The following is a 12372-nucleotide window of genomic DNA, read 5'->3' on the forward strand; positions in this document are numbered from 1 at the left end:
TAATCAAACTGATCTTTTACTAATTTAGTTTATCTTTTCTTATCAGGGCTTCTAGAAAGTAGTAATCTGCATAATTCAGAGGTACATCTACCTCTACTCCATGCGGTTTACTACCAACAGAATGTTTCAATATAAATCCTCCATTTGATCCAATTTCTGCCAGGTATTTAGGAGCGCTTAAACTTTCCACAATCTGGTTCGCAAAATTAATGTATTCTGTTTTCATTTCACCCTCAACAAACTGACTTAATTCATAAAGTGCAGAAGCTGCAATAGCAGCGGCCGAAGCATCTCTAGGGGTTTCCTCACCTGCAGGCGCATTATAATCCCAGTATGGCACTTTATCTTCAGGAAGATTTGGATGATTTTTTATAAACGCGGCTATCTTATTGGCTTGATCCAAATATGCCTGATCTTTAGTTTCTCTGAAACACAACGTATAACCATACAGACCCCAAGCCTGACCTCTGGACCACGCTGAGTCATCACTTAATCCCTGATGGGTGTTTTTTTGTATGATCTCACCTGTTTCTTTATTATAATCTACCACGTGGTACGAACTGTTGTCTTCTCTGAAATGATTCTTTATCGTTGTATTAGCGTGAGTCGTCGCTATGTTATAAAAAGTAGAATCACCAGTAATTCGGGTAGCATGGAACAACAATTCCAAATTCATCATATTATCAATAATTACAGGGCAATCCCATTTTTTACTCCACTCCCATGATTGAATTACCCCTGCGTTAGGTTTAAATCGCTTTGAAAGGGATCTTGCTGTTTGTACAATAACAGAATCGTATTGAAAAGAATTCATATACTTTAATCCGTTTCCATAACTACATTCAATCATAAATCCAACATCATGGTTGCCTTCCCAGTATTGAATTGTATCCAATTTTTCGGTATACAAGCTCGCACGGTCTTTCCATTTCTGATCTTTGGTTAAAGCATAAAGATTCCACAAGGTACCCGGATAAAATCCACTCGTCCAATCATAAGCTCCAACCAATCTTAAGGTATCATTCTTTGTTGTTCTTGGAATAAACTTTTTACTATCAATATGAGATACTACGTTATTATACGCAGAATCATACTGCATGGTAGCCAACTCTATTGTTGAATATTTAACTTCTTCTTTTTCTACTTTCTTTTTACAAGCGCTTACTAAAATAGCACAGAATAGAAACAATGGTAACTTAGTTTTCATTTTCATGTTTACAGTCGATTATTTTTAAAAGGATATCAAATTCACGTCTAAGTTAATCAAAGGACTTAAAAAGGGCTACCACAAGAGTAACCCTTTGAAGTCAACCAAACTAACTTTTTGTCATTTTGCTTTAACTAACCAGTTACAAATATAAAAAAATCCACTTAAAATACAATCGATTGTATAAAATTTTGTAATTTTACAATTATTATATGCACATAAATTTATTTAAAGACAATTATGAGTATCAATTATGAAACCAGATACGCCTCTTCACCTAAAGAGGTAAAAAAATTGGACACCAAAGAATTAAGGGAAGAGTTTTTAATCCAAAACTTAATGCAAAATGATGAAATTAATCTGACTTATACTCATTTTGACAGATATATAGCCGGTGGAGCTGTGCCTGCAAACAAATCATTAAAGCTGGAGGCTATTGATCCTCTTAAAGCCTCTTATTTTTTAGAGAGACGTGAGCTCGGTGTAATTAACGTTGGTGGAAGCGGAACCGTCGAGGTTGATGGAGAAATCTTTACCCTCGACTATAAAGAGGCTTTATATGTAGGGAGAGGGAACAAGGACATTATTTTTAAAAGTGATGATCCCAAGAAACCGGCGTTATTTTATTTAAATTCAGCTCCGGCACATAAAGAATATCCCACTAAAAAGATCACCAAAGAAAATGCTGAAATTGTTGAATTGGGTGCTCTCGAAACTTCAAATGCACGAACCATCAATAAATTAATTGTTCAGAGTGTCGTTCAAACATGCCAACTTCAAATGGGTATGACCGAATTAAAAACAGGAAGTGTATGGAATACCATGCCTGCCCATGTACATGATCGAAGAATGGAAGTTTATTTCTATTTCGAAGTACCCAAAGAGCAGTCTGTTTGTCATTTTATGGGACAACCTGATGAGACAAGACACCTATGGCTCCAAAATAATGAAGCAGTTATTTCTCCTCCATGGTCTATTCATGCCGGCTCAGGGACTAGTAGCTATACTTTTATTTGGGGTATGGCGGGTGAAAATTTAGATTATGGCGATATGGATATGGCTGCCATAAAAGATTTAAAATAAAAACTATGGAATTATTTAGTTTAACCGGAAAGACCGCTCTTATTACTGGTGGCACCCATGGGCTTGGAATGGCCATAGCCACAGGAATTGGCAAAGCCGGAGCAACCCTTATTATTAATGGTAATTCATCTCAAGAAAAAATAGATAAGGCTGTAGCTTTTTATAATGAACAAGGCATTAAAGCTTATGGATATAAGTTTGATGTGTCATCAGAAAAAGAAGTTGTTGCGGCTTTAAATCAAATAGAAAGCGACATTGCACCAATAGATATCCTGGTTAACAATGCGGGTATTATTAAACGCACTCCAATGGTTGATATGGAGGTTGCAGATTTCGAACAAGTTCTAAAAATAGACCTGGTTGCTCCTTTCATTATGGCAAAACATGTTGTTAAAGGCATGATAACTCGTGGTGAGGGTAAAATTATTAATATGTGCTCTATGATGAGTGAGCTTGGCAGAAACACTGTTGGAGCCTATGCGGCAGCTAAGGGAGGATTGAAAATGCTTACTAAAAATATGGCAACAGAATGGGCAAAACACAACATTCAGGTGAATGGGATCGGCCCAGGTTACTTTGCCACGAGTCAAACGGCTCCAATTCGGGTAGATGGCCATCCTTTTAACGATTTTATAGTTGGCAGAACCCCTGCCGGGCGCTGGGGAGATCCAGATGATCTTCAGGGAACGGCCATTTTTTTAAGCTCGAAAGCCAGTAACTTTGTTAATGGTCAAATCGTATATGTTGACGGTGGTATACTAGCCACCATAGGTAAACCTGCAAATGAAGATTAATATGATAAAAACCAAATTAATTGCCGGACTCCTACTTCCCGCCTTGTTTAGTATTAGTTGTACCAAAGACACGGTAATAGTTGTAAGTAACACCCTGGATATTAAGCGTCAAAATGAAACGGTAACATTAAGCAAAGCTCAATTGGGCTTAAAGAACGCTTCTATTGATAGTTATGGTATTAAAGATTTCAAAAGTGGCCAAATGCTAACGATACAATATGTAGACATTGATGGTGATGGAGAAAATGATCAATTACTGTTTCAACCCATTTTGGAAGCCAATAGTAGCAAAAAATATGTATTAGTTACTTCTACCAATTCCACAGCTAATGACAGTATTCCAACATGCTTCTCACGTTTTGTTCCTGAAAGAACTGACGATTACGCATGGGAAAACGATCGGGTAGCCTTTAGAACCTATGGTCCAAGAGCTCAAAAAATGATAGAAGAAAATATACCCGGGGGAACACTTTCAAGTGGAATTGATGCCTGGTTAAAACGGGTAGATTATCCAATCATCAATAAATGGTACCACAAAGAACTGGAAACCGATGGATCCTATCATCAGGATACTGGTGAAGGCCTTGACAATTTTCATGTAGGCGCCAGCAGAGGTGTTGGCGGTGTTGCTGTTAAAAAAGACACCACTTATTTTATTTCGAGAAATTTTACTGAATGGAAAACCATAACCACAGGTCCGATCAGAACTTCTTTCGTTTTAAAGTATGCAAATTGGGATGCCAATGGTCAGCAAATATCGGAGGAGAAACATATTTCCCTGGATAAGGGAAGTAATTTGTCAAAATATACCATTAAGGTTAAAGGAACAGATACTTTATCTGTTGGCCTTACACTTCATGAAAAAGATGGCTCTGTGACTGCAAATCTAAAAGAGGGTTGGTTATCTTATTGGGAAGATCATGGTGACTCTGCATTAGGAACGGGAATTGTTATCCCTGACAACCAATTGGTTGGTTACGAAGAATTTATTACAGAAGCAAGAGATTCCAGTAACCTATATGGCCATTTAAAGGTTAAGAATAACAGCATTACCTATTATGCCGGATTTGGGTGGAAAAAAAGCAAGCAGTTTGAAAATGAATCTGAATGGTTAGATTACATTGAAAGTTTTGCTCAGAAAGCTAACACCCCATTACAGGTGGAAATTAAATAACTGAAATATTTAAATAAAAAAAACCGGAGATCAAACTCCGGTTTTTTTATTACTATTTCCATTCAAAATCGCCCGTTTTAAACGACCAGTCATTTCCGAAAAACCCGGTACATTTAATACCCTTGGTTCCATATTTTAAAACCGTATCATCGAAGATTACAACGTCAGGAAACGTAGTTCCATTTACCATATAATGGTTTTCGTAGATCGCTTTCATTCCTTTCTCTCCTGTTGCTGCTACTACACCAATACTAGCTATATCACTGTCTTTTCGTGAAGTTATATAATAGCTTCCCCATTGCTCGCCTCTTAAATCTCGACCATCTACAACCACTTTGTCATTGTAAACTTGTATTGGAGCATCGCCTAATAATTTCTTCCAGGCACTGTTATTATCTCTATTACCGTAAACTACTACATTGCGATCTTTATACTTACTTAAACTAAATTCGGTATCAGGTATTAATTCAACTTTACCATTGGCTTTATACCAAAATGTTTCAGCATCAAATCTAGCCTTATTGAGGTACCATTGATTTTCCTTTTCAGATCCTTTAGTGGCATAAACAAACACCACATTATTTCTGAATGCATCCTTAAATCCTCCATTTCTATGCGGTCCTTTTTCTTCTAATGAAGGCTTGCTTACCACATTCCACTTACCTTGATCATCTTTACCATAATACAACTTTTCATTATTGGCAAGTACGAACTCCTGTTGATCTAACACCAATTTACTAACATTTCCGTCCAGTTGTTTTAAATCAAAGCTTATCAAGGCAACATTATCGGTAGTAACAACCAGGCTATCTGATTTTTCCAAAGTAAAATTACTTACCTCAAATGGAGTAACTTGCTGATGGATGGTAACATAATGAGAAGTTGCTGATACTCCCGGAGAACCCGTACTAAAATCAATACGCTTCAAGTCATCTGCTTTTTTAATAGTTCGACGTTTAAAGAAATTAAAAATCGGGTCCCAATCAACACTATGATTTCCATACCAGTGAGTCCCATCAGGATATTCATAATAGGTAAAATCATTGTGAAATTTTCCAAGACGAGATCTCATATCTCTGGCAATAAAGGTTGGCACCACATTATCAATCTCACCATGTAATATATAAACTCCGTGATGTAAATAATTGCGAATTAATTTAAGGGTTCTGCTAGGTGTTCCCGCACGTGCTATCATTAGCTCAACGTCTGTTGGTGTTGGCTCAAAGAACAAGCGTTTAAAGCGTTCATCGTTAGGATCAATTCGATCTTTCATTCGTTCTTTAAAACTATCGCGATATGCCAAAAGATCAGGGTAGCCTGCACAAGGTGCTATGGCTGCAAAATGATCAGGGTAAGTGGCTCCAAGATACCAGGTACCATGACCACCCATTGAATGTCCGGTCAAATAAATTCTCTGAGGGTCAGGACTGTAAATTTGTGTAGCATCTTCTAACACTTCTAAAGCATCTAACCTTCCCCAATCTTCCCATGCAAAACCAAATGGGCGTCTATTGGTAGGCGCTATTAGATTTCCCCAATCTTTTTGTTTATAGGCATTCGCCTGATTCACCGCTTCAACAGAAGCCCCGTGCACCGATAGAAATAATGCCTGGTTATCTGTACTATTGGTTGATGGTGCTACACTATAATATTGAACACTCCCATCTACCTTACTTATAAAGGTTTTCTTGTGATGCTTTGTCTTTGATTTAACATTCAATTCTATATCCTGAGTAGCTACAGAATTATTCTTTTTATCCGTTAAAACCAGAGACACTTTTTCTTTATCAACATCAGTGGTACCATCCACTCCAGGAATCTTAACCGGAATTTTATAAACGCTTAATGGCGGCAATTTTAATACTTGAACAGTCTCCGTTTTCCCCTGAACAGTCGCACTAACCTTAAGATCTTTCACCCAGTTTTCAGAGGCATTAATAAGTCTGATACCTCCATCATAAACCTTATTTTCATCTTTCAATAAATCTGGCATGGTAAGGTCTCTAGTTGTAAACTGTACCGCTTGGTACGGTTTTAATATGCGAGCTCTTACACGAGGAAAGCGACCTACTTTAAGTACAAATACATTGGTTCCTTTTTTTAACTTCGTAGGTATCAGGTTATATCCGAAATCGTAATGATCCCCTTCATGAGGCATCCCATTTATAGTTACTAATGAATGTCCGGATGCTTCAAAAAGTACAATTTGCTCCTTGTTCGATTTATATTCCAAATAGACGTAGGAAGATCTTAAACTTCTATCTGAAAAAGTACTGGCACTATCAACTTCAACTTTCTCCCATATCATTTCGTTCCCGAGATAATCTACACTAAACACATCTCCTTCACTCACCAATAGATCGTCATTCATTAAAAAATGGTCATAGACCGGATCTTCCGGGAATGATGATGAGTTAAATCCGAAACCAGGCACCTGTAATGCCAAGCCTTTCTTGAAAACATGAATGAGTTCACCTTCATTAATTTCATTAATTTTCTCTTTACCAAAATACTCAACAATATTACCTGTTCTTTGCTGCGCATTTAACAATACGACCGTAAATAAAAATGCTATTCCGGTAACTAGTTTATTCATAGAATTCTTAAACATATAGAATTAATTATTTATTTAATTAAATGGTCAGGAAAATCCGCTACATTTTCGCAGCAAACCTGTTCCATTACCTGTTGTAATTCTGTTTTCAACAATGAAATCGTATGATCTCCTCCTTTTTTACCAAGAGCTGAAACTCCATACATGAACGAACGGCCAAGAAAAGTGAATTCTGCACCACTGGCCAGCGTTCTGGCAATATCCGGTCCTGATCTTAGACCACTATCCATCATTACCTTGATTTGGTCTTTATACTTTGCTGCTATCCTGGTTAAAGGTTTTATGGTCGATTCACCGGCATCTAACTGTCGACCACCATGGTTAGAAACAATAATACCGTCTAAACCTAACTTAATCGCCTTTTCTGCATCTTCTTCGTTAGCGACCCCTTTGATCACCAATTTGCCCTTCCACATATCGCGAATAGGTTTAATTTTTTCTTCATTTAACCTGCCTGAAAAAGTTTGATCCATAAATTTCCCTAACTGCTTTAAATCCAAACCTGGAGGCATATAAGGTTTTAACGTTTCAAAATTAGGCTGTCCATGCTTAAGGGTTTCATAGGCCCAATGTGGTCGCTGTAAAATTTGCAGGATATTTTTAACAGACATTTTTGGAGGCATTGCCAGTCCGTTTCTTATATCTCTTGGTCGAAATCCAAAGGTTGGGACATCACATAAAATAACCAGCACAGGGTATTCAGCAGCTTCCAGACGCTTAAAAATATCGTCTCTCAGCCTGTTTTCAGCAGGATGGTATAATTGAAACCATGATCTTCCCTCTGTAATTTCTCCGATGCGCTCAATACTACTTGTTGTTACAGTGCTCAGAATAAACGGAATATTATGTTCGAAGGCAGATTTTGCTAATATTTCAGGTGCATTAGGCCACATTAATCCTTGTAATCCTACCGGAGCAATTCCGAAGGGAGCATCGTAGGTATGACCAAATAACTCTGTTTTCATATCAGAGCTGGTATGCTTGTTCAAATAATAAGGAGACAGCTCCACATCTCTTATTTCAGAGGTATTCTTATGCAGATTCACATCTTCATTACAACCTCCATCTAAATATTCAAAAGCAAACTTTGGAATCTTTTGCTTAGCCCGATTTCTCAAATCATCAACCGATGGATAACGGGTATCTATTTTAATTTCTTTTTTACCTGCCATGATCTTTGCAAAAAACAGGTTGGTATTCTATGCTATTTAACTGGTGCTAATACCAACCTTTAGAATTCAGTTTTAATACTATTCTTCCGTTGAAGTTGATTTTTCCTCTGTAGGTTTATCTTCAAAAACATGCTTTGCGTAATTTAAGCCAAGAGCATCATATCTGTCTTTGATCGCTGACAACCTCGACTTAAAATCATCCCAGTTTTTAGTGTCGTTAGCAACCCAAACCACTTCCGATAAAGCAGTCATTCGAGGTAGAATCATATATTCAACATAATCCGTTGTTCCTATATATTCAGTCCAAACATTCGCTTGAGCTCCTAAAATATATTTAGATTCTTCAGCAGAAAGTTCTTCCGGATGTGGATTGTAATTATATACATCCTCAACCGTTGTTAAACCTCCAATAGCAAGGGGTTCATTTTCCTTATCTTTATCCTGATAGTGGTCAAAGTAGCACGAGTGATTAGGCGTCATAATTACATCGTGTTGTTGTTTTGCCGATTCAATTCCACCTTTTTCTCCTCTCCAGGACATCACGGTAGCATTCGGAGCCAACCCGCCTTCTAAAATTTCATCCCAGCCGATAATGCGCTTCCCTTTTGCATTTAAATATTTTTCAATTCGCTGAATAAAATAGGATTGTAATTCGTGTTCATCGGCTAAACCTTCATCGTTAATTCGCTTTTGACAATTAGGACAACGCTCCCAATTTGCTTTTGGACATTCATCGCCTCCAATATGAATGTATTTTGACGGAAATAAAGGAATTACCTCATCTAATACATTTTGAAGAAATTCAAAAGTTTCGTCTTTTCCTGCACAATAAACATCATTATAAACACCCCAGGATTCCTGTACCACTTTATTAATACCGTTTTCTTGCAATTCTTTACTCTTCTCCGACATCATATTATTAGGTACTTCGGTAGGCTCTTCAGGAAAACAACTAAGTTCAGGGTATGCAGCAATCGCCGCAGAACTATGACCTGGAAGTTCTATTTCAGGAATAACTGTTATGTGTCTGTCGGCCGCATATTGTACAATTTCTTTTATTTCATCCTGAGTATAAAAACCTCCATATTTTTTATTGTCGTTCTCGGTACCAGGATAATGCCCCACAATAGTTCCATTTCGATAGGCTCCAATTTCGGTTAGCTTCGGATATTTTTTAATTTCAATCCTCCAGCCTTGATCTTCTGTTAGGTGCCAGTGAAATGTATTCATTTTGTGCATAGCTAACAGGTCTATATATTTTTTTATAAAATCTGCCGGAAAGAAATGGCGTGCTACATCAAGATGCATCCCGCGATATTGATAATTAGGATTATCCTGAATTTCAACTGCAGGTATGGTTAACTCTGCTACTGATTGTTTTTCTGAATTGGCAGGCAATAATTGTCTAAGCGTCTGAATACCATAGAATACTCCTTTAGAAGTTTTACCACTAATAATAATCTCTTTATTAGTTACTTTTAATGTATACCCCTCTTCACCTTCTATACTTTCATCAATACCTAAATGAATTACGCTCCCTAATCTGGTTCCACCAGGAGCATACGATACTTTCTTACCGCTTGCTATTGTTAACAACTGTGAAAGATATTCAGCTTCATTCCTCAAGGCTTCGTCGCCCATTATAATGGTCTTATCAACCAAAAATCTTCCGTCTTTTTGAGTTACAGTAACCGGTTTGGGTATTATCTGATAATCAGATGCTGTGTTTTTAGTATCCTTATATTTATTTCCACACGAAGTCAAGGCAAGTGTAATTAATAAAACAGCTAACTTTTTCATAATATCATTGTTTTCGTACTTGAGTCTAAAACTCTTTTATAGTTTAAATATTCGATCCATTAAAATCCATTTCTCACCCGGTTTTGCACAGGGTAGCGCTTTCTGATACTTCCACATCAGGTCTTGCCACTCTTTTTCTCTTGGGTTATTGGCGTCCATCTCCACTTTCTTTTCAAATGAAAAGGATTCATTGACTTCCATAATCATAAACAAACGATCGGCCACATGATATATTTCCATTGAAGTAATACCTGAATCTTTTATGCCTTTAATAATTTCCGGCCAAACATTTTCATGATATTTTTTATAAGCAGCAATTAACTCTTCGTCATTAATAAGGTCAAGTGCGTAACAATATCTTTTCGAACTCATAATTATCAATCGTTATATTTAACATGAACTAATCTTCCATAGAACGCTATGAACAAGAAACATATACTTGGCAGTATAAATGAGAAATTAACCTCAGAAACACCTGCAATCGTAGTGTCATTTACTCCATGACCACCCAGATCAATGATCATACCCTGAAGTTTAGGCATTAATGCACCACCCACAATGGCCATGATTAACCCAGCAGAACCTACCTTAGATTGCTCTTCTGTTAAATCACCTAAAGCAATACCGTAAATCGTTGGGAACATTAGAGACATAAAGAAAGAAACTCCCACCAAACAATAGAGGCCAACAATTCCATGAATCCAGATTGTACCTAAGGTACATACCATGGCCAGAATCGCAAAAGACATCAGTAATTGCCCAGAGCTTATGAAACGAAGTAAATAGGTACCTATAGCTCTACCGACTGTAAATATTATAAAGGCAGCCATTTGATAGTACCCTGCGGTTACCCCGTCTATACTAATAGCTTCGGCATATTGATAGATATAAGTCCAACACATAATTTGAGCACCTACATATAATATCTGAGCCAATACACCTAAAACATATTTCCTGTTCTTACCAAGAGCTGCAAAAGTACTTCCAATACTAGGCATCCCATTCTCATCTTTGGCCTGAGGCATTTTGCTAACCAGAAAGATCACAAATATAACCACTAAAGTCAGCCCTAAAATCACATAGGGATCTCTTATAACCATAAGATCTGTGGTTCTGATCAAAGATCTTGCTGCCTCATCCAGCGCACTAAAATCCTCTATATCATCTGACTGCAGATTTTTCAATACAAATTGTTGTGCTACAAAAAGCCCGGCAATTAATCCAACAGGGTTAAAGGCCTGAGCCAGGTTTAAACGTTGAGTTGCGGTCTCTCTGGCGCCCATTGCCAATGCGTACGGATTCGCCGCTGTCTCTAAAAAGGCCAGTCCAAATGTTAATATATAAAGACCTACACAGAAAAACACAAAACTTTCTGTTTGTGCCGCAGGATAAAAAAGTAAGGCTCCAGTTGCATATAAGGCAAGACCGATTAAGACACCAACCTTATATGAATATTTACGCATGAACATAGCCGCTGGTAATGCCATACAAAAATATCCGCCATAGAATGCCATTTGTACCCATGCTGCCTGAGAGTTTGATAATTCAAGAACTTTTTTAAACGCCTGAACCATGGGATCGGTAACTGCGTTGGCAAACCCCCATAGTGCAAATAATGATGTAATAAGTATAAAAGGAACAAGAACCTTTTTTGAAACCACAGGTATTTTTTCAGTCACCTGCTTTGTTTGAGTTGTTTGAGTAGTTTGATTAACTTCCATAAGTATAGTTTAAGTTAGAGATCTGTCTAAATGTGTGTAGCCGCCATCTACGTAGATTAGCTGACCAGTGGTATGACTGGATTTTGGTGATAATAAAAAAGCGACCATATTGGCAATTTCCTCAGCTGTCGTCATTCGGTTCTCTAAAGGAATCTTACTTGTTATGGACTTCAGTTTTTCTTCAGGATTATCAAAAGTCTTTATCCATCTATCGTACAGAGGCGTATAGCATTCGGCCACAATGACTGCATTAACCCGAATTTTATATGGCAATAATTCTACGGCCCATTCGCGTGTAGCAGCATTCCTACCTCCGTTGGCTGCGGCGTATCCTGAGGTTCCTCCCTGACCAGTTTCAGCCGTTTTAGATCCAATATTTACGATGGCTCCTTTATGCTTCTTAAGCTCCGGAAGGGCATAATGGGCCATTAAATAATAATGTGTCAAGTTTCTGTTTATAGAACGAACGAAATCTTCATAATTGCCATTTTCTAATCCAACTCCATCGTTCACCCCTGCATTATTTACTAATCCGTCTATACGACCGTATTTTTCGATAATCTCTGCAACGGCATTTTTACATTGTGCCGGGTCCGTTAATTCTGCCAAAACATAGCCAGCTTTACCTCCATTTTTTTCAACTGCTTCAACCGCTTTTTTAACATCGGGTTCTTTTCTGCCAACTATAACCGGAAATGCTCCCTCGGCTGCCAGAACATTTACAATACCATTTCCTATCCCTTTGGATCCTCCGGTTACAATTATGATTTTATCTTTTAATTCTAAATTCATAAATATTTTTAATTG

The 12372-nt window shown here is 37.5% G+C and carries 10 protein-coding genes; 3 read left to right on the plus strand and 7 right to left on the minus strand.

Annotated elements, in window-relative coordinates:
* Positions 1-19: 19 nt before the first annotated feature.
* Positions 20-1207: a glycoside hydrolase family 88 protein gene (locus tag P278_RS09120; RefSeq protein WP_038265931.1), complete on the minus strand. Its 1188-nt coding sequence runs from the start codon at positions 1205-1207 to the stop codon at positions 20-22.
* Positions 1208-1447: 240 nt separating this feature from the next.
* Between P278_RS09120 and kduI the strand changes: the two genes are divergently transcribed.
* The 3 genes from kduI to P278_RS09135 are packed head-to-tail and all read left to right on the plus strand — an operon-like array spanning position 1448 to position 4258.
* Positions 1448-2290: a 5-dehydro-4-deoxy-D-glucuronate isomerase gene (gene kduI, locus P278_RS09125; RefSeq protein ID WP_038265657.1), complete on the plus strand. Its 843-nt coding sequence runs from the start codon at positions 1448-1450 to the stop codon at positions 2288-2290.
* A gap of 5 nt (positions 2291-2295) precedes the next feature.
* The gene (locus tag P278_RS09130; protein WP_038265660.1) at positions 2296-3084 is read left to right on the plus strand and encodes a gluconate 5-dehydrogenase; all 789 of its coding nucleotides are present in this window, start codon (positions 2296-2298) and stop codon (positions 3082-3084) included.
* A 1-nt stretch (position 3085) separates the two neighbouring features.
* Positions 3086-4258 (plus strand): DUF4861 domain-containing protein, encoded by a 1173-nt coding sequence (locus P278_RS09135; protein ID WP_038265932.1) that lies wholly within the window; start codon positions 3086-3088, stop codon positions 4256-4258.
* Between the two features lie 52 nt (positions 4259-4310).
* Here the strand turns inward: P278_RS09135 and P278_RS09140 are convergent, their stop codons facing one another.
* The 6 genes from P278_RS09140 to P278_RS09165 form a co-directional block, all read right to left on the minus strand.
* A complete protein-coding gene (locus P278_RS09140) occupies positions 4311-6869 on the minus strand; it encodes a carboxylesterase family protein (protein ID WP_235444271.1) in 2559 nt (852 codons plus the stop codon).
* A 14-nt stretch (positions 6870-6883) separates the two neighbouring features.
* Positions 6884-8044, minus strand: a complete 1161-nt coding sequence (locus P278_RS09145; protein WP_038265661.1) for an alpha-hydroxy acid oxidase — start codon at positions 8042-8044, stop codon at positions 6884-6886.
* 78 nt (positions 8045-8122) lie between these two features.
* Positions 8123-9844: a beta-N-acetylhexosaminidase gene (locus tag P278_RS09150; protein WP_038265665.1), complete on the minus strand. Its 1722-nt coding sequence runs from the start codon at positions 9842-9844 to the stop codon at positions 8123-8125.
* A 36-nt stretch (positions 9845-9880) separates the two neighbouring features.
* Positions 9881-10216 carry an L-rhamnose mutarotase gene (locus P278_RS09155; protein ID WP_038265669.1) on the minus strand — a complete coding sequence of 112 codons (336 nt, stop codon included), beginning with the start codon at positions 10214-10216 and terminating at the stop codon, positions 9881-9883.
* A 5-nt stretch (positions 10217-10221) separates the two neighbouring features.
* Positions 10222-11565: an L-fucose:H+ symporter permease gene (gene fucP, locus P278_RS09160; protein ID WP_051413496.1), complete on the minus strand. Its 1344-nt coding sequence runs from the start codon at positions 11563-11565 to the stop codon at positions 10222-10224.
* Positions 11566-11574: 9 nt separating this feature from the next.
* Positions 11575-12357, minus strand: coding sequence for an L-fucose dehydrogenase (locus tag P278_RS09165; RefSeq protein ID WP_038265672.1), 783 nt, complete (start codon positions 12355-12357; stop codon positions 11575-11577).
* Between the last annotated feature and the right edge of the window lie 15 nt (positions 12358-12372).

The organism is Zhouia amylolytica AD3 (genome assembly GCF_000511935.2).
In the GTDB taxonomy this organism is placed as follows: Bacteria; Bacteroidota; Bacteroidia; order Flavobacteriales; family Flavobacteriaceae; genus Zhouia; species Zhouia amylolytica.